Consider the following 18,224-nt stretch of genomic DNA (forward strand, 5'->3'; position numbering starts at 1 on the left):
GGTCCCTGCCGCCGATCCCCCCTGACGGGGGGAGTCCGCCCGTGCTGACCATCGGGATCGTCGCCCTCGACGCCTGGCACGCGGCTCCGCTCGAGCGCGCCTGGCGCCGTCAGGGGCACCGCGTGGTCGTGGTGACCGGTGACCCGGAGGGGTTCAGCGGGGCGGAGCTCCGCCCCAGCGTGCTCGCCCGCTTCCTCGAGCCCGCCCGCCGGAGGGGCGCCGGGTCCGTCGGGCTCGCCGTCGTCACGCGCCGGGCCCGCCGACTGCTCGCTCCGGAGCGGCCCGACCTCGTGGTGGCTCTCCCGGGGACGGCCGTGGAGCTCGCCGGGCTCGCTCCGATGACCGTCCTCCTGGCCGACGACCTCCCGGCACTCCCGCGCCTCCGGTTCGAAGAGGAGCGCCGCGGTGCTGTCGTCGTCACCCCGACGGAGCGGCTCGCGTCAGCCCTCGCGGGAACGGTCGTGCCCCTGGGCCTGCCGGACGCGTCGTTCCCGACGCCGTCCGCCCCCGACGGGCCCCTCCGCTTCGCCGCCGTGGGAGCCTCCTGTCTCGACCGGGGCGCCGAGCGGCTCGATCTCCTCGCCCGCCTGGACGGCACCGAGTACGTCACCGTGATCGACGACGGCGGCGGCATCGCCGACGACCTCGCGTCGGGGCTGCGCTCCGTCGGCGAGCAGGACCGCGACGGCGTCGTCGAGGTGCTCCGCCACTCCCACGTGTACGCCCACCTGACGCCGTCGACGACCGGCGCGGCCGCCGGACTCGACGCGCTGGCGAGCGGGCTGCCGGTCCTCGCGATCGAGTCGAGCGTCCTGGCCGATCTCTGCGCGGCGGGGGCGGGCGTGGTCCTCTCCGACGACGCGACGCGCGAGGACTACGAGGACGCCCTCCATCGGCTCCGGCGCGAGTGGACGGCTCTCTCCCGGGGGGCCGCCGAGCTCGCGCGGGAGCGCCCGTGGTCCGTCGCGGCCGAGGAGATCCTCGCCCTCGCGGAGGGACGCGTCCGTGTCGCCTGAACCGGTTCCTGCTGTCGGCGCCTCCGCCGACGCGATGCTGCCGAACGCCGTCGCCCTGCGCCTGGCCGCCGTGCTGGTGCAGTACACCCTGCGGACGCACGGCGTCCGCAGCCTCGTGGTGAAGGGCGAGGGTCTGCACCGCCAGGGGATCCGCGCGCCGATGACGTCGGCCGACGTCGACCTCTGGGTCGACCCCGAGCGCTTCGACGAGGCTCTCGGGCTGCTCGCCTCGATGGGCTGGCGCCGCCGCGCCGAGGCTCTCAGCTGGACGCTCTTCGTCGACCACTCGATCACGCTCGTCCACCCCTCGTGGCCGTGCGACGTCGACGTCCACCGCTCCTTCCCGGGTGCCTTCGAGGAGGAGCGGATCGTCTTCGACCGCCTCTGGGCGGCCGCCGAGGATCTGCCGCTGAGCGACGAGACCCTGCGGATCCCCGGGCGCGCGCACCACCTCGTGCTGCACGCCCTGCACCAGCTGCGCAGCGCGCGCTCCGCCTCGGCGACCACGGCGCTGGCGGTTCTGAAGGCGCACGCCGCCGGCTTTCCGAGCGAGGAGCGTGAGGCGATCCGCGACGCGGCCGTCGAGCTCGGCGCGCAGACGCCGATGACGGAGCTCCTCACCTCCTGGGGAGTCCCCGCCGCGCCCGAGGAGCGCTACCGGCAGGCCCAGATTCTCTGGGACGTGCGCCGCAGCTCCGACCGGCACACCTTCAACTGGCTGCATGCCGTGGCGTCCGCTCCCTGGCGCCTGAAGGGAGGCCTGCTGCTGAGAGCCGCCTTCCCCACCCGCGCGGATCTCGAGGCGAGCCATCCCGAGGCGACGACGGTCCGACGTCGGCTCCGGCTCCGGGGGGAGCGGACCCTGCGGGCGCTCCGAGGCCTCCCCTCCGCCCTCACCGGTTTCGCCCGGGTGGCGCTGAGCGGCCGCAGCGAGGAGCAGGGCTCGGCGTCCTCGTTCGAGGCGATCGCGGCGACCACGGCGCCGGTGAGCGACCTCCCGGCCTCGTCCGATCCCGCGGCGAGCGCCGTGCATCCGGTGGAGGCCTCCGCCGAGGCGCAGGGTGGCAGCGCGCCGCCGACCCAGCGCTTCGCCGTCGAGCGCACGGACCGTCAGGTCTACGTGCTCGACCTGTCCCGCCCGTCGGTGCCCCCGATCGTGCTCTCGCTGAGCGCCGCCTCGGTCTTCGAGGCCGTGATCCGGCAGCGCCGGCCCCGGGACGAGGTCGTCGACCTCCTCGCCGATCACTACGACGTCGACCCCGGGACGATGGGCCGCGACGTCGACGCCGTCCTGGCCGAACTCGACGTCCGCTTCCCGGGCGCGGTTCCCGACGGGGCGCTCTCATGAGGGCCGCCCGTTCCCGATCCCTGCGGATCCTGCACGTCCTCGACTCCTTCGAGGACGGCGGAGCGCAGCGTGTGGCCCTCTCCCTGGGCGCGTGGAGCCGCGAGCACGGCTGCGAGACCGCCTACTGGGGGCGTCCCGGGCCGCTCAGCGACCGCGCCGCGCAGGAGTCGCCCGTCTTCGTGGTGCCGAGACCCGGACAGGGCTTCGCGGCCGATCTCCGCGGCCTCGCTCTCGCCGTCCGCCGGTTCCGCCCGCACGTCCTGCACGCCCACCAGCGCCGCGAGGCTCTGCTGGCCCTCCTCGTCGGCGCCGCGCTCGGTGTCCCCGTGGTCGAGCACGCGCACACCGAGCTGCCCGGGATCGACAGGCGAGCGCTCTCCTTCCGCTCCCGGCGGGTGTTCGCCGTCTCCGCCTCCGTGGGGCGGATGGTCGTCGAGGGCTACGGCCGCCCGCAGGATCGCGTCGTGGTCACCGGCAACGCCCCGGCGAACGTCACCGCGGAGCCCGCGAGCGCGCCGGAACTCGCCGAGCCGGTCGTCCGCGTCCTCGGCATCGGGCGGCTCGCGGAGCAGAAGGACCCGATCCGCTTCCTCGCGGCCGTCGAGGCCCTCGCCCGGGTCCGGCCCGTCACCGGCACCTGGCTCGGCGACGGTCCGATGCTGCCGGTGCTGCGCGAGCGCGCCCGGGGAGCCGGAGTGGTCGACTTCGCCGGTCCGTCGGCGGACGTGACCGGAGCGCTGGACGCGGCGCATCTCCTCCTGTCGACCTCGCGGTGGGAGGGGACTCCGCTCGTGATGCTGGAGGCGATGGCCCGCCGTCGCCCGGTCGTGGCGACCGACGTCGGCGGTGTGGGTGAGCTGCTCGCCGACGGTCGGGGCCTCCTGCTCCCCGCCGACGCCGACGGGGAGCGGATCGCCGAGCTCCTCGCCGCCGCTCTGGAGCGACCCGAGGGGCTCCTGATGCGTGCCGACCGCGCGAAGGCGTGGGTGGACGAGGCCGCCTCGCCCGACGCCGTCTTCGGACCCGTCGTCGCCGCCTACCGCGAGCTCGGGGGCCGACGGTGAGCGGGGGCGTGCACTCGGTGACCGTCGTGGCTCCCTGCTACAACGCGATCGCCCGGCTCGACGGCTTCCTCGCGCGGCTCGCACTCACTCTCGGACCGGGGACGCGGGTCGTCCTCGTCGACGACGCGTCCTCGGACGGCTCGGCGGAGGTGCTCGAGAAGTGGGCCGAGGGACGCGAGGACGCCCGGGTCCTGCTCCTCGAGCAGAACGGCGGCGTCGCTGCCGCCCGGAACCGCGCCCTCGACGGCATCGACTCCGAGTTCGTCTGGTTCGTGGACGTCGACGACGAGTGGGACACGGAGATCCTCCGGACCCTCACCGCCGAGGCCGAGCGGACGGCGGCCGACGTCGTCGTCTGCCGGGCGCTCTACCGCACCCGGCAGTCGACCTCCGGACGTGTGATCGACGGCCTCGACCGGCGCGAACTGGTCTCGTCCGAACTCGCTCTCGAGCGGATGGCGTCCGGACGCCTGCACGGCTTCCTCTGGAACAAGCTCTTCCGCCGCGCCGTCCTGCAGGAGGAGCTCTTCCCGCGCTTGAGCTCCCAGTCGGACTTCGTCGGCGTGCTGCGGGCGGTCCAGGCGTCGGAACGGGTGCTCTTCGTGCCGGAGGTCCTCTACTCCTACGTCCACACGGCGTCCTCGATCACCCGTCGGCGCGACCCGGACCTCCGGAACCTCCTGGTCTGCGCCGAGGAGATGCGCGCGGCGCTCGCCCGTACGTTCGAGGAGGTGCCGCGCCCGCTGTCGGACTGGTTCACGACCTGGTTCTACGCCGTCCCCGTCGCGCTCACCCCGATCCGCCAGAACTCCGACGCGGCGCTCGTCGAGACCGGCGTCCGGCTCGGGTCCGAGGCGCTGCGCGACGTCCGCGTGCTCCGCTCCGCGCGGTCGCCGCGGCTGCTCGTCCTGGGGCTGGTGCTCAAGCACGTCCCCGCCGCCTTCACGGCGCTCAGCCGGATCCTCTACGCCGTGCACGACACCCGCCGCCGGCTCTCCGATCGGAGGAGCACCCGGTGGACGACGTGACGGTCCCCGTGCAGGCGGCCGCGACCGGCCCCTTCCGCACACCAGCTCCGTTCCCTCCCTCCCGCACCGACCCCCGAGGAGCACCGGCATGACCTCCTACATCACCGGCCGCATCGAGCGGATGCCGGCCAGTATCACCACGCTCGACGAGGCGGCGGAGGCCGTGCTCGAGCTGTCCCGGAGCGGCCGCGACGAGCTGGTCGTCACGCCGAACACCGACCACTTCGTGCGCTGGAAGCACTCCGGCGAGTTCCGGCGGTACTACGGCCGGGCGTCCCTCGTGGTGCTCGACGGGGCGCCTCTGGTCTGGCTGGCCCGCTCGTACGGTCACCGCACGGCGAGCCGCGTGACAGGCATCGACCTCTTCACCGAGGTCTGCCGTCGCGCGGCGCTCGAGGGCGCGCCGATCGCTCTCATCGGCGGACGCCCCGGAGTCGGCGATCGCGCAGCCGCCGAGCTGCAGCAGCGCTTCGCCGGGCTCCAGATTCCGGTCGTCGTCTCGCCGGAGCCGGCCGAGCTCGCGGACGACGCCTACCTCGCCCGCCTCTCCTCGACCCTGCGCACGGCCGACGTCCGCATCGTCGCGCTCTGCCTCGGCTCCCCCAAGCAGGAGGAGGTTCGCGAGCGCCTGCTCGCCGTCGGCGGCATGGGAGCGGTGTGCCTCGGCGTCGGCGCCGCCGTGGACTTCCTCGCCGGCGAGATCCCGCGGGCGCCGCTCGTGGTGCAGCGCCTCGGCCTCGAGTGGGCGCACCGGCTCAGCCGGGAGCCCGGCAGGCTCTGGCGGCGCTATCTGGGCGACGCCGTGCGGGTGCTGCCGAGCGTGGTCGCGGCCCTCCGCTACCGGGTGCGCCGTGCCGTCCGCTGAGCACGCGGGCGGCGTCGCCGGCGAGAGGCCGCTGGTCCTGGTCTGGAAGCGCGCGTGGCTGCAGGACTCCGAGACGTTCGTCCGCAATCAGATGCACGGACTCGAGCGCTGGCGCGCCCTCGGAGTGGGCCTCGAGCGCACCGGCTCGGGCGTCCTCCACGACCGCACGGACATCGTCCTGCACGATCCGATCACCCCTCGCGGGCGGCGGTCCCTCCTCCTGCGGTGGCTCGGAGTGTCACGACGGCTCGACGCGATCGTCGATGAGCACCGGCCCGCCCTCATCCATGCGCACTTCCTCATCGACGCCGTCTCCATCGCCCGGTACGCACGGAGGAGGCGCCTCCCGCTCGTCGTGACGGGGCACGGCTACGACGTGACCAGCTGGCCGCTCGCGACCGGAGCTCCGCGCCTGCTCCGACCCCTCGCCCGAGCTCACCGCGCCCTCGAGGCCCGCACCGTCTTCCGTACCGCGCACGCGGTGATCGGCGTGTCCCGCTTCATCACCGACGGGCTCCTGCGCCTGGGGGCGGACCCGCGGCGCACCGGAGTGGGCTACATCGGCGTCCCGACCTCCCGCCCCGAGGCCGCACCGGCTGCGGAGCGCGCGGGAATCGTCTTCGTCGGACGCCTCACCGACAAGAAGGGCGTCCCGGATCTGCTCGAGGCGGTCGCCGCCCTCCCCGGACCAATCCGCGACGTCCCCCTGACCGTCGTCGGCGACGGCCACCTGCGGGGGGCGCTCGTCGAGCAGGCGGCGCGGCTGGGCCTGCAGGTGACCTTCACCGGCTCCCTGCCCCCCGCCAAGGTCGCCCGCATCCTCGCCGGCGCCGCGGTCTTCTGCGCACCGTCGCGGACCGCGGCGACAGGCGACTCCGAGGGCTTCGGCATGGTCTTCCTCGAGGCCGCGCTCGCAGGCGTCCCTGTCGTCTCGTACCGCCACGGCGGCGTCCCGGAGGCGGTCCAGGACGGCGTCACCGGGCTGCTCGTCCCGGAGGGGGACGTGCCCAGCCTGACCGGGGCGCTCGCCGCCCTGCTCCGGGACCCGGACCGCGCGGAGCGGATGGGCGCGGAGGGGCGGGAGCGCGTGCTCGCCTCGTTCGACCTCGCCGAGCGGATCCGCGACCTCGAGGACCTCTACGACCGGGCGGCCGGCCGATCGATGCCGACGACGACGGACGGAGATCGCGGATGAGCCGCGCCGAGCACCGCGCCGACGATCCGCGACCGGGCCTCCGTCCGGCCTCCGCCGGGCGGGAGAGGTGAGCCTGCGCCGGAGCACCGTCGACGCGACCGCCTGGACGGCGGTCTCGTTCGCCGTCGCGCTCGTCGTGCAGCTCGGGCAGTTCGCGCTCCTGGCGAGACTGCTGGACCCCTCCGAGATGGGGATCATCGCGATCGTCGCCCTGCTCAACGCGTTCGTCGACATCTTCCTCGGAATGGGGGTCGCCCAGGCGATCATCCAGCGCCGGAGGGCGACCAGCTTCGAGCTCTCGTCGGTCTTCTGGCTCAACCTCTCCGTCGGGCTCCTGGTCACCGTCGCCGTCCTCCTGGGCGCCGCACCGATCGCCTCCCTGCTCGGGTCCGCCGCCGCGGCGCCGGTCCTCACCGTCGCCTCGCTCGTGTTCGTGGGCAGCGCAGCCGGGCAGGTGCCGAGAGCGGTGCTCGAGAAGGGGATCCGGTTCCGAGCGGTCGCCGTGTCCGAGACGATCGCTCTCGTCGGCGGCTTCGCCGTGACGGTCTGCCTCGCGGTCTCGGGCGCGGGGGCGCTCTCCTATGCGTGGGGGCTCGTCGCGACCGCGGCTCTGCGCTCCGTGCTCGCCCTCGTGCAGGCCCGCCGCTGGTTCCGGCTGCGGTTCCGGTTCCGGATCCGCGAGACCGCCCGCTTCCTCTCCTTCGGCGTCTTCCAGACCCTCGACGGCATCGTCAACTACCTGGGCTCGAACGCCGGCTCGCTCGCGATCGGCCGCCTGCTCGGACCGGCCCAGCTGGGCGGGTACACCCTGGGATACAACCTCGCCGTGAACCTCCCCGCGCGGGTCAACCCGATCGTGACGCGGGTGATGTTCCCGGTGTTCTCCTCGATCCAGCACGACCGTGAGCGCGTCGCGCGGAACCACCTCCGCGTCACCGCGGTGCTCAGCATGGCGAGCATCCCGACGCTGATGCTGGTGGCGCTGCGCTCCGAGGAGATCGTGCGGCTGTTCTACGGACCCGGCTGGGGCTGGATCGCGGGCATGACGAGCGCACTGACGGTGGTGGGCGCGGTGCGGGCGATCGGCAATCCGGTCGGCTTCATCCTGATGGCGATGGACCGGGTGCGGTTCGGGCTGGTCGTGAACATCGTGAAGACCGCGATCACGGTCCCGATGATCGTCGGCGGGGGAGTGCTGTTCGGACTCGACGGCTTGATCGGCGGGCTGCTGCTCTCGAGCGCTCTCGGCTTCGCCGTCACCTGCGCCGTGCTGCGGGTGGTGCTCGGAGTGCGCCTCGGCGCGTTCCTGCGCGCGTGCGCCGCGGGGCCGCTGCTCGCCGCACCGATGGCGACCGTGCTGCTCCTGCTCCGCCTGCTCCCCGAGGGCGCGCCCCTGCGGCTGCTCCCGGTGGAGCTGGCGCTCGCGGGCCTCGTGTTGGGAGCGACCGCCCTCCTGGCGCCGGGGCGCGACATCGCCGAGGCGCGATCGCTCGTCCTGTCGCGACTGCCCGCCCGGCTCCGGCTCGGCTCCGCCGCCCCGGTCGAGGTCGCCGTGGTGCTGGCCGCCGAGGAGCGCTTCGACGGCAGCGGGGGAGCCGTGGCGACCTGGGTCCGCGAGACGGTGTCCCGGTCCTCGCTCCGGATCGCCGTGCACGCGCCGTGGTCGTCGGCGTCACCGGGCGTGGACGTCAGGCCCCATCGTCTGTACCGGCGGATCTACGCGGTTCAGCGGCGCGCGGCACTCCTCCTGGCGCATCGGCGCGACAGCGACCCGGGCGCCGAGCTGCGCCGGCTGTCCTTCGGCGGGCGCTTCTGGCTGCTGGTGCTCGCTCCGTCGCTGCGCCGTGTCCCGACGGTCTGGATCCACAACCGCCCCCGCTACGCCGTGCGCCTGCGCCGCCTGGGCTACCGGGGGCGGATCGTCGCACACCTGCACAACGACCTGCTCGATCACCTGCCACCCGATCCCGCCGCCGCACGGCGCTACCTCGACGCGGTCGACGAGTGGATCTTCTGCAGCGAGTTCCTGCGCGCCCGGGCGGTCGACCGGTACGGCCTGATCGCCACAGCCGTCCTGTACAACGGGGTCGTCCCTCCGCCCGAGGTCCCGCCGGCGCCGCTCGGCGGTACTGCGGAGGCGGTCTTCGCCGGGAGGCTGGTGGCCGAGAAGGGAGCCCGCGAGGCCGTCGAGATCGTGAGGCGGATGCGGACCGAGCACGGCGCCGATCTGCGACTGGTCATCGCCGGCGCATCGGGCCTCGGGGACGATGCGACGCCCACCCCGTACGTCCGAGCGCTCGACGAGGCGGTCGCCACCCTGCCCGGCGCCGTGCGCCGGCTCCCGTTCCTCCGGCACGAGGACCTGCTGGAGCTGTTCGGCTCCTCGGCGCTCCTGCTCTACCCCTGCCGCTGGAACGAGCCGTTCGGGATGGTGGTGGTGGAGGCGCTCTCGCGGGGGATCCCCGTCGTGACGGTCGAGCGCGGAGGCCTCCCCGAGATCCTGCGCACCTCCGACGGAGTGGTCGACGGATCCGTCCTCGTCCCGCCGGGCACGGAGGAGGAGGTCGCGGACGCCGTCCTCGCGGAGCTCCCCACCCTCATCGCCTCGCTGCGCGATCCCCGGCGGCGCGCGGAGGTCGCTGCTGCGTCGCGGCGTCGAGCGGAGGACTTCGGCTGGCCGGGCATCGCCCGCCGCGCGGACGAGCTGCTGGCAGACCCCCGTGGCTGAGGCGCGGGGCCGCCGCGCGCACGCGGATCGACGTTCCGCGCCAAGCCCGTCGAGGCTCGTGCCGCGCGATTAGTGTCGGCGCGACATGCCACCTGCATCCCCTCTCCCGCCCGCGTCCGCCGACGCCACCGCCTCTCCCGTGCTGCTCGATCCGCCTCCCGCCCCGGACCGGCGCCCGCGGACGACCCTCCCGCCGCGAGAGGTCGGCCCGTCGTCCCGGAATCGGCGCGCCGCTCCTCCGCTCCGCCAGACGGAGGCCGCCACCGGCACCTCCGCGGAACGGCTCTGACATGGGCCGCCACGCCGACGACGCCCTCCTCCGCCGCCCGACCGCCTCTCGTCCCTCCGTCATCGCCGCGACCCGCGTCACCGACGCTCCGGAGACCCGCGGGCGGCCGTCGCGCGCGCCGGCGGATCCCGCTCAGCGGCGGCACGAGCGGATCGTCCTCGTCTTCCTCGCGGTGCTCCTGGCGCTGAGCGTCGTGCAGCTCTACACCCTGGGCCCCGTCACCGCTCCGGTCGCCTGGAGCCTGCTCTTCCTCCCGTACTCCGTGGCGCGGCTGCGCGGCGGGCGGATCGACCGGTTCGTGGTCGTGGTCCTCCTCGTGATCGCCGGCACCCTCTTCGCGCTCACCTACTCCGGAGCACGCGCGGCCGCGCTGCGCGACGTGGTCTCCGTCGTCTCCTTCCTCACTCCGTACCTGGCCGTCCGCGGGCTCGGCGACGGCGCCTGGCGTGTCGTCGGCCGCGCCCTCAACTGGGCGGCGCCCGTGTTCCTCCTCCAGGTGACGCTCACGATCCTCTTCCAGCTCGATCCCGTGCAGGAGACCGCCTACCTCCGGTGGCCGGAAGCGGTGCTGTTCTCCGACATCTACGTGCGGGACATCTTCACGACGTCCTTCAACAACGTCCTGCAGGAGAAGTCGGGAGGGTTCTTCCTCAACGGCAACATCGCCTCGATGTACATGGCCACGACCGGCGCGCTGGCCTTCGCCGTCTGGAGACGGCAGCGGGGGAGGCTCCTCCTGCTCGTCGCCGTCGCCGGGCTGGTCGGCGCCCTCTTCACGCTGTCCAAGACCGCGATCGTCCTCGCGATCGTCCTGCCCCTGCTGGTCGCCGCGATCCGCGGACTCAAGGGACGCAGCCTCGGTCCGGTCGCTTGGATGATCACCATCCCCTCCGGGATCACGGCCGTGTACGCCGTCGCCGTGTCCTTCCCTCAGCTGGCGGAGGCGGGCCTGCTCACGCTCGGGGCCCGCGGCGACTTCCTGCGCCTGGCTGCGAGTGCGTTCCCCGACAACTGGCTGCTGGGGCTGGGGTACGGCGGATGGCAGGAGCTGTGGCTGGCGCGCGGGTCGCAGTTCACCCAGCACAGCGAGCCGCGCCCGCCTCACAACCTCCTCGTCACCGCGTGGACCAACGGCGGGCTCCTGATCGCGCTCCCCGTCATCGCGTTCCTCCTCCTCGCCACCATCGCCGTCGTGCGCCTGCTCCTCCGGGTCGCCCGGAACGAGGCCGTCGCCGTCGGGGCGCTCGCCGTCGCCGTCCTCTGGACGTTCCTGCACGGGATGGCCGACAACACCACCTGGTTCGGCGATCAGCACTCGCTCGCGACGCTCGCCGTCTCCGTGGCGCTCGTGGGCGTCCTGTCGGCGGAGGCGCCCGCCACGCCGGGCCGAGTGCCTCACGGAAGCGCTCCGGCGGCCTCGGCCGGCGCGGGTCGGGCGCCGCTGCGACGGCCGCCGAGCCCCGGCCTCGGGCGGCGCTGACGCGACCGCCGCGCCGCAGCCGGTCCGGACACGGACCGCGCCGGTATCATCGACCCGTTATGGCACGCATCTACGACTGCTCCGTCGACACGGACCTCCTGACCGGCACCCGTCTCGCGCGGACGGCCATCGGCCGCGGCGAGCTCGTGGTGATCCCCACCGACACCGTCTACGGCGTCGCGGCCAACGCGTTCGACGCCGCCGCGGTCCAGCGCCTGCTCGACGCGAAGGGACGGACGAGGCAGTCGCCGCCGCCCGTCCTGATCGGGGACGTGGCCGCCCTCGACGCCCTCGCCGAGAACGTGCCGGAGGCGGTGCGCGACCTCGCGCGCGAGTTCTGGCCCGGCGGGCTCACCATCGTCCTGCACGCCCAGCCCTCACTGGTCTGGGACCTGGGCGAGACGCGCGGGACCGTGGCGCTGCGCATGCCGGACAACCCGGTGACGATCGAGCTCCTCGCCGAGACCGGCCCGCTGGCGGTCTCCTCCGCCAATCGCACGGGGCAGCCCTCGGCCACGACCGCACAGGAGGCGTTCGACCAGCTCGGCGACTCCGTCGACGTCTATCTCGACGCCGGCGCCGCCGGATCGCGCTACAGCGACCGCCCCGCGGGCGCCAGCGAGTCCTCGACGATCGTCGACGCGACAGCGCTGAGCTTCGAGGGCGGCACCCTGCGCATCCTGCGCCAGGGCGTCGTGTCGGCCGAGCGGATCCGCGAGGTCGTCGGAGACCTGCTGCCGGATCCGGACGCGCCTCGTGCCGAGACGTCGGAGCCCGACGCCTCCACGGCCGGCGCGGCGCAGGCCGGGTACCAGCAGGAGCCCGCCGAGACCGCGACCGGCAGCGACCCGTACGCCTTCGAGCGGACCCCGACCGCGCGCCCCGACTGGGCCTCCGGCGCCCGCCTGCAGGACGACTCCGCGCCCGGCGACTCTGCGCCCGTCGATTCCGCCGATGCGCCGGACACGGGCTCGTCGAGCACGAACGCGCCGACGCCCAACACCGGCACCGGCGCCGCCCGCACCGACTCCGCTCCGGGTGAGTAACCGGTGATCACCTTCGCCCTCGTCTCGCTCGCGGTCGCGCTCGTGACCGGAGCGCTGTCGTGGGTCATCTGGAAGCTGAGCCTGAAGTACCGGCTCTACCCGAAGATCCGCGTCAGGGACATGCACACGCGGCCGACCCCCCGCCTGGGCGGCATCGCGATGTTCCTCGGGATCCTCGTCGGCTTCGGCATCGCCTCCCAGCTGCCCTACTTCCGGCTGGTGTTCGCCAATCCCGAGCCGATCCTCGCGATCCTCGGCGCGAGCCTGCTCATCGTCCTCATCGGCGTCGCCGACGACATCTGGGACCTGGACTGGACCACGAAGCTGGCCGGTCAGCTGATCGCCGCCGGCCTGATCGCCTGGAAGGGCGTGCAGATCGTCTCCCTGCCGATCGGCGGCCTGACCGTCGGCTCGCCGTGGATGTCGCTGATCATCACCGTGCTCGCGATCGTCCTGGTCACCAACGCTCTCAACTTCATCGACGGCCTCGACGGCCTCGTGGCGGGCGTCGCCCTGATCGCCAACGGGGTCTTCTTCCTCTACAGCTACCTGCTGGTGCAGCAGACCTCGCCCACCGACTACTTCAACCTGGCCTCGCTCATCGCGGTCCTGCTCGTCGGCGCCTGCGCCGGATTCCTCCCCATCAACTGGCGTCCGGCGCGGATGTTCATGGGCGACAGCGGCGCACTGCTGATCGGGATGCTGATGGCCACCTCCGCGATCGCGGTCACCGGCCAGATCGACCCGGCCCAGCTCGCGGCGAAGGAGCTCCTGCCCGCGTTCATCCCGATCATCCTGCCGTTCGCGATACTCGTGGTGCCGCTGATGGACTTCGGCCTCGCTGTGATCAGGCGCCTGCGCGCGGGAAAGTCGCCGTTCAGCGCCGACCGGAAGCACCTGCACCACCGCCTGCTCGACATGGGGCACTCCCACCTGCACGCCGTGCTGATCTTCTACGCGTGGACCGCCGTCGTCGCCGTCAGCTGCCTGCTGATGTTCGTGGTCGACGTGCTGTGGGTCCCGCTCGTCTTCCTCGGAGTCGGTCTGCTGGTCTGCACCGTCGTCACGCTCGCCCCGCTCAGCCGCCGCAAGCGGCTCGAGGCGGCGGCGCAGTCCGCGGAGGCCTCACCCGTCCTCGACCCCCTCGACCGCGCGTCCTCGACGGAGCTGCTCCGTCCGCCGGCCGGACTCCCGATCGACCGGGACACGACAGCGCCGACCACGGCGCGGAAGGAAGCATCATGACCGGAGCCTCCCCGGCCACCCCCCGTCCGCAGCCCGCGTCCGTCCCCGTCCTGCGCCGCGCGCTGGTCGTGGGCGGCCTCTTCGTGCTCGCCCTGGCCGTTCTCGGCACCGTCGTCGGCGGGATCGCCGCCGGGGGAGAGGGCGCGATCGGAGCCCTCCTCGGCGCGATCGTCGGCGGCGTGATGGTGCTCCTCACCGCCGCGAGCATCCTCGTCGCCAACCGCCTCGACATCGGCGGGTTCTTCGCCGTCGTCCTCGGCACGTGGCTCGCCAAGTTCGTGCTGTTCGTGATCGCCGCCCTGGTCCTGCGCGATCAGCCGTGGCTGAACAGCACCGCGATGTTCGTCACGATCATCGTCGCCGTCCTGGGGTCCCTGGTGATCGACGTCCTCGTCGTCTCGCGCTCGCGCATGCCGAACGTCAGCGACATCGCTCGATGAGGACGAGCCGAACGGTTCCTGAGAGGACCACGATTCGGCTCTCAGGCCGTTCTGTTGCTACAGTAGGGACGAATCCCGCAGGCGAACGTGTCCTCAGATCGTCTCATCGTTGATGGCGGTCGTCGAGCACGATCGCCGTCCGAGCGGAAAACCCCACCTTTCGTCGTCGCGAGAGCGTTGCGTCCGAATGATTCGATTCGGTCGGCTGCAACGTGCCACGCCCCGAATTCCAGGAGCTAGCGCTGTTTGCTAACGCTGTGACCCTGTTGGTCTCGTCCTCGACCGGTGAGAGTGACTTCCACACCCCGTCGATCTCCGAGTTCTTCCCGCCCGGTTTCCTCTTCGAGGGAACCCCTTTCGAGATCAACCGCGTCATGCTGGTCCGCTTCATCGCGGTCATCGCACTGATGCTGTTCTTCTGGCTCGGGACGCGCAAGCTGCGCCTCGTCCCCGGCCGCTTCCAGAACGTCGTCGAGCTCGCGTTCGACTTCGTCCGCGTCACCATCGCCAAGGACATCCTCGGCGAGAAGGACGCGCGCCGGTTCCTCCCGATCCTCGTGACGATCTTCTTCGCGATCATCTCGATGAACCTGACCGGCATCGTCCCGTTCCTGAACATCGCGGGGACCTCCGTGGTGGGCATGCCGCTCTTCCTCGGCCTGGTCGCCTACGTGACGTTCATCTACGCGGGCATCAAGGACCGGGGGATGGGCTTCTTCAAGAACGCCCTGTTCCCGCCCGGAGCGCCGTTCCTGATCTACTTCATCCTCACGCCGATCGAGCTGCTGCAGACGTTCATCATCCGTCCGCTCTCGCTCGCACTGCGGCTCGTGATGAACATGATCGTCGGCCACCTCCTGCTGGTGCTGTGCTTCTCGGCCACGCAGTTCTTCCTCTTCAGCTCCCAGATCGACCCGGGCTTCAAGCTCTTCGGCGTCGTGACCTTCGCCTTCGGCGGTGCGTTCACGCTCTTCGAGCTCCTCGTCGCCGTGCTGCAGGCCTACATCTTCACCCTCCTCGCTGCGGTCTACATCCAGTTGGCCGTCGCCGAGGAGCACTGACCCCACTACTCACGGGCTCCCGCCCGTTCTCACGATCACCCCACTGAAAGGACCCACTCGTGGACTCAGTCACCGTTCTCGCCGAACTCACCGGCAACATCGCGACGGTCGGTTACGGCCTCGCAGCGATCGGCCCCGGCATCGGTGTCGGCATCGTCGCGGGCAAGACCGTCGAGGCCATGGCGCGCCAGCCCGAGATGGCCGGCCGCCTCCAGACCACGATGTTCCTCGGCATCGCGTTCACCGAGGTGCTCGCGCTCATCGGCCTCGCCACCTACTTCATCTTCGCGGCGTAGTCGTGTTCAGCACCGCTGTGAACATCGCTGCGGAAGAAGGTGACGTCCCCGCGGTCATTCTGATCCCGGAGTTCTACGACTTCTTCTGGTCGGGGGTGATCTTCCTCATCCTGCTGTTCTTCTTCTGGAGGCTGGTCCTGCCGCGCCTGCAGAAGATGCTCGACGCGCGCTCCGCCGCGATCGAGGGGAACATCGCGAAGGCCGACGAGGCCCAGCGACAGGCCGAGGCCGCCCTCGAGAAGTACACCGCCCAGCTGGCCGAGGCCCGCGCCGAGGCCGGAGTGATCCGTGAGAAGGCGAACGCCGACGGCAACGCGATCGTGGCGGCGAAGAAGGAGCAGGCGCAGGTCGAGGCCGAGCGCATCCTCCACAACGCGCACGCCCAGATCGAGGCGGACCGTCAGGCCGCCGTGGTCTCGCTCCGCTCCGAAGTCGGAACCCTCGCCATCGACCTCGCCTCCGGCGTGATCGGCGAGAGCCTCAACGACGACGCGAAGGCGTCCGCGATCGTGGACCGCTTCCTCGCCGACCTCGAGGCCTCGGAGAAGGCGAACAACTGATGGGCAGCGCGTCCAGGCAGGCACTCGCATCGGCGAAGGCGGAGCTCTCCGCCCTCGCCGGTCAGGCGTCCCTCGACACGGCCCAGCAGCTCTTCGAGGCCGCACGGGTCATCGACGGCCAGGCGCAGCTGCGCGCGGCCCTCGCCGACCCGAGCGCCGACTCGAGCAGCAAGCAGGCTCTCGTCGCCCGCGTGTTCGGTCCCTTCGGCGAGCCGGCCAAGCGCCTGCTCACCGTGATCGTCGGCCACCGCTGGTCGAGGCCGAGCGACATGGTCGCCGGGGTCGAGGAGGTCGGGGTCCGCGCGATCGCGTCGTCCGCTCCGGAGGGCGTCAACCTCGAGAAGGAGCTCCACTCCTTCGGCGAGGTCGTCGCCTCCGACGCCCAGCTCGAGCTCGCGCTCGGCAGCAAGCTCGCCGCCGCCGACTCGAAGGTCGCGCTCGTGCAGCGCCTCCTCGAGGGCAAGGCCGCGGCCGAGACGCTGGCGATCCTCCGGCAGCTGATCGCGCACCCGCGCGGTCGCCGCATCCCGGAGCTCGTCCGCTTCGCAGCAGGCGTGGTCGCCGACCAGGGCGGGTTCATCCTCGCCACGGTCTCGGTCGCCGCACCGATCGCCCCCGAGCAGCTCGACCGGCTCCGCTCGGCGCTCACGCGCCAGTACAGCCGACCGGTCTCCGTCAACGTCGTGGTCGATCCCTCCCTCCTGGGCGGGATGCGCCTGCACGTCGGCGACGAGGTCATCGACGGAACCGTCTCCGCACGGCTGTCCGACCTGAAGCTCCAGCTCGCGTCCTGACGGGCGCACGTATCCTCAGAGGGCACTGCCCTCGACCCCCGCACCATCCAGGTCAGGCCCCGACGACCTCTTCGGCTCGCACGGACCCAACGAATAGGAATTCCCATGGCAGATATCACCATCAGCCCGGATGAGATCCGCGACGCGCTGAAGGACTTCGTCTCGTCGTACGAGCCGGGCAAGGCCTCCACCACCGAGGTCGGCTACGTCATCGACGCCGCCGACGGCATCGCCCACGTCGAGGGCCTCCCCGGCGTCATGGCCAACGAGCTCATCCGCTTCTCCAACGGTGTCCTGGGCCTGGCCCAGAACCTCGACGAGAACGAGATCGGCGTCGTCGTCCTCGGCGAGTTCTCCGGCATCGAGGAGGGCATGGAGGTCACCCGCACCGGCGAGGTCCTCTCGGTCCCCGTCGGCGACGGCTACCTCGGCCGCGTCGTCGACCCGCTCGGCAACCCGATCGACGGACTCGGCGAGATCGCCTCCGAGGGCCGCCGCGCCCTCGAGCTCCAGGCTCCCGGCGTCATGTCGCGCAAGTCGGTCCACGAGCCGCTGCAGACCGGCATCAAGGCCATCGACGCGATGATCCCGGTCGGCCGCGGCCAGCGCCAGCTCATCATCGGCGACCGCCAGACCGGCAAGACGGCCATCGCGATCGACACGATCATCAACCAGAAGGCCAACTGGGAGTCGGGCGACACGAACAAGCAGGTCCGCTGCATCTACGTCGCCATCGGCCAGAAGGGCTCGACCATCGCCTCGGTGAAGGGCGCGCTCGAGGACGCCGGAGCGATGGAGTACACGACCATCGTCGCGTCCCCCGCCTCCGACCCCGCCGGCTTCAAGTACCTCGCCCCCTACACCGGCTCGGCCATCGGCCAGCACTGGATGTACGGCGGCAAGCACGTCCTGATCATCTTCGACGACCTGTCGAAGCAGGCCGAGGCGTACCGCGCCGTGTCGCTCCTCCTGCGCCGCCCGCCGGGACGCGAGGCGTACCCGGGTGACGTCTTCTACCTGCACTCCCGTCTGCTGGAGCGCTGCGCGAAGCTGTCCGACGAGCTCGGCGCCGGCTCGATGACCGGTCTCCCGATCATCGAGACCAAGGCGAACGACGTCTCGGCCTACATCCCGACCAACGTGATCTCGATCACCGACGGCCAGATCTTCCTCCAGTCCGACCTCTTCAACGCCAACCAGCGTCCCGCGGTCGACGTGGGCATCTCGGTCTCGCGGGTCGGCGGCGACGCGCAGGTCAAGTCGATCAAGAAGGTCTCCGGCACGCTGAAGCTCGAGCTGGCGCAGTACCGCTCGCTCGAGGCCTTCGCGATGTTCGCCTCCGACCTCGACGCCGCCTCGCGCCGTCAGCTCGCCCGCGGCGCCCGCCTCACCGAGCTGCTCAAGCAGCCGCAGTACTCGCCGTACCCCGTCGAGGAGCAGGTCGTCTCGATCTGGGCCGGAACGAACGGCAAGCTCGACGAGGTCCCGGTCCCCGACGTGCTGCGCTTCGAGCGCGAGCTCCTGGACTACCTGGGCCGCAACACCCAGGTGCTGAACACCCTCCGCGACACCAACGTGCTCTCCGACGACACCGTCGCCGAGCTCAACCGTGCCGTCGACGGCTTCAAGCTGGAGTTCCAGACCGGTGAGGGCAAGCCGCTCGCCTCGGTCGGGCGCGAGGAGCACCAGGCCATCGCGGCCGACGAGGTCGGCCAGGAGAAGATCGTCAAGGGCCGTCGCTGACCAGCGGCACCCCGACGATTCGCCAC

The 18,224-nt window shown here is 72.1% G+C and carries 16 protein-coding genes; all 16 read left to right on the forward strand.

The window, feature by feature from the left end; genetic code table 11:
• Positions 1-41 precede the first annotated feature (41 nt).
• The 16 genes from C5C35_RS02635 (at position 42) to atpA (ending at position 18,198) form a co-directional block, all read left to right on the forward strand.
• Positions 42-1,016, forward strand: coding sequence for a hypothetical protein (locus tag C5C35_RS02635; protein WP_104262488.1), 975 nt, complete (start codon positions 42-44; stop codon positions 1,014-1,016).
• The gene (locus C5C35_RS02640) at positions 1,006-2,364 is read left to right on the forward strand and encodes a PqqD family peptide modification chaperone (RefSeq protein ID WP_146084555.1); all 1,359 of its coding nucleotides are present in this window, start codon (positions 1,006-1,008) and stop codon (positions 2,362-2,364) included. The genes C5C35_RS02635 and C5C35_RS02640 overlap by 11 nt, the downstream gene beginning before the upstream one ends.
• Entirely contained in the window at positions 2,361-3,428 is a 1,068-nt protein-coding gene (locus C5C35_RS02645; RefSeq protein ID WP_104262490.1) for a glycosyltransferase family 4 protein, read from the forward strand. The genes C5C35_RS02640 and C5C35_RS02645 overlap by 4 nt, the downstream gene beginning before the upstream one ends.
• Positions 3,429-3,436: 8 nt before the next feature.
• Entirely contained in the window at positions 3,437-4,456 is a 1,020-nt protein-coding gene (locus C5C35_RS02650) for a glycosyltransferase family 2 protein (protein ID WP_181127828.1), read from the forward strand.
• Between the two features lie 88 nt (positions 4,457-4,544).
• Positions 4,545-5,321 (forward strand): WecB/TagA/CpsF family glycosyltransferase, encoded by a 777-nt coding sequence (locus C5C35_RS02655; RefSeq protein ID WP_104262492.1) that lies wholly within the window; start codon positions 4,545-4,547, stop codon positions 5,319-5,321.
• Entirely contained in the window at positions 5,308-6,516 is a 1,209-nt protein-coding gene (locus tag C5C35_RS02660; RefSeq protein ID WP_104262493.1) for a glycosyltransferase, read from the forward strand. The genes C5C35_RS02655 and C5C35_RS02660 overlap by 14 nt, the downstream gene beginning before the upstream one ends.
• A gap of 67 nt (positions 6,517-6,583) precedes the next feature.
• The gene (locus C5C35_RS02665) at positions 6,584-9,244 is read left to right on the forward strand and encodes an MOP flippase family protein (protein ID WP_104262494.1); all 2,661 of its coding nucleotides are present in this window, start codon (positions 6,584-6,586) and stop codon (positions 9,242-9,244) included.
• Positions 9,245-9,534: 290 nt separating this feature from the next.
• A complete protein-coding gene (locus C5C35_RS02670; protein WP_104262495.1) occupies positions 9,535-11,013 on the forward strand; it encodes an O-antigen ligase in 1,479 nt (492 codons plus the stop codon).
• A 59-nt stretch (positions 11,014-11,072) separates the two neighbouring features.
• Complete coding sequence (locus tag C5C35_RS02675; protein ID WP_104260103.1) at positions 11,073-12,059, forward strand: L-threonylcarbamoyladenylate synthase; 987 nt, start codon at positions 11,073-11,075, stop codon at positions 12,057-12,059.
• A 3-nt stretch (positions 12,060-12,062) separates the two neighbouring features.
• Complete coding sequence (locus C5C35_RS02680; protein ID WP_181065442.1) at positions 12,063-13,304, forward strand: MraY family glycosyltransferase; 1,242 nt, start codon at positions 12,063-12,065, stop codon at positions 13,302-13,304.
• Positions 13,301-13,744 carry a hypothetical protein gene (locus C5C35_RS02685; protein ID WP_104223021.1) on the forward strand — a complete coding sequence of 148 codons (444 nt, stop codon included), beginning with the start codon at positions 13,301-13,303 and terminating at the stop codon, positions 13,742-13,744. The genes C5C35_RS02680 and C5C35_RS02685 overlap by 4 nt, the downstream gene beginning before the upstream one ends.
• A 257-nt stretch (positions 13,745-14,001) precedes the next feature.
• Positions 14,002-14,805: a F0F1 ATP synthase subunit A gene (atpB, locus tag C5C35_RS02690; protein ID WP_068254016.1), complete on the forward strand. Its 804-nt coding sequence runs from the start codon at positions 14,002-14,004 to the stop codon at positions 14,803-14,805.
• 59 nt (positions 14,806-14,864) lie between these two features.
• Positions 14,865-15,101: an ATP synthase F0 subunit C gene (locus tag C5C35_RS02695; protein ID WP_055794702.1), complete on the forward strand. Its 237-nt coding sequence runs from the start codon at positions 14,865-14,867 to the stop codon at positions 15,099-15,101.
• 2 nt (positions 15,102-15,103) lie between these two features.
• The gene (locus C5C35_RS02700) at positions 15,104-15,661 is read left to right on the forward strand and encodes a F0F1 ATP synthase subunit B (RefSeq protein WP_244229449.1); all 558 of its coding nucleotides are present in this window, start codon (positions 15,104-15,106) and stop codon (positions 15,659-15,661) included.
• Positions 15,661-16,455, forward strand: coding sequence for a F0F1 ATP synthase subunit delta (locus C5C35_RS02705; protein WP_104262496.1), 795 nt, complete (start codon positions 15,661-15,663; stop codon positions 16,453-16,455). Before C5C35_RS02700 ends, C5C35_RS02705 begins: the two co-directional genes overlap by 1 nt.
• Before the next feature lie 105 nt (positions 16,456-16,560).
• Positions 16,561-18,198 carry a F0F1 ATP synthase subunit alpha gene (gene atpA, locus C5C35_RS02710; RefSeq protein ID WP_104223023.1) on the forward strand — a complete coding sequence of 546 codons (1,638 nt, stop codon included), beginning with the start codon at positions 16,561-16,563 and terminating at the stop codon, positions 18,196-18,198.
• Positions 18,199-18,224 lie beyond the last annotated feature (26 nt).

The organism is Rathayibacter sp. AY1F8 (assembly GCF_002932165.1).
Lineage (GTDB): Bacteria > Actinomycetota > Actinomycetes > Actinomycetales > Microbacteriaceae > Rathayibacter.

Bases quoted from the DNA above. Each gene is read 5' to 3' on its own strand.
- C5C35_RS02705 (WP_104262496.1), top strand. From the start codon at position 15,661: ATGGGCAGCGCGTCCAGGCAGGCACTCGCATCGGCGAAGGCGGAGCTC.
- C5C35_RS02675 (WP_104260103.1), top strand. From the start codon at position 11,073: ATGGCACGCATCTACGACTGCTCCGTCGACACGGACCTCCTGACCGGC.
- C5C35_RS02645 (WP_104262490.1), top strand. From the start codon at position 2,361: ATGAGGGCCGCCCGTTCCCGATCCCTGCGGATCCTGCACGTCCTCGAC.
- C5C35_RS02685 (WP_104223021.1), top strand. From the start codon at position 13,301: ATGACCGGAGCCTCCCCGGCCACCCCCCGTCCGCAGCCCGCGTCCGTC.
- C5C35_RS02670 (WP_104262495.1), top strand. From the start codon at position 9,535: ATGGGCCGCCACGCCGACGACGCCCTCCTCCGCCGCCCGACCGCCTCT.
- C5C35_RS02655 (WP_104262492.1), top strand. From the start codon at position 4,545: ATGACCTCCTACATCACCGGCCGCATCGAGCGGATGCCGGCCAGTATC.
- atpA (WP_104223023.1), top strand. From the start codon at position 16,561: ATGGCAGATATCACCATCAGCCCGGATGAGATCCGCGACGCGCTGAAG.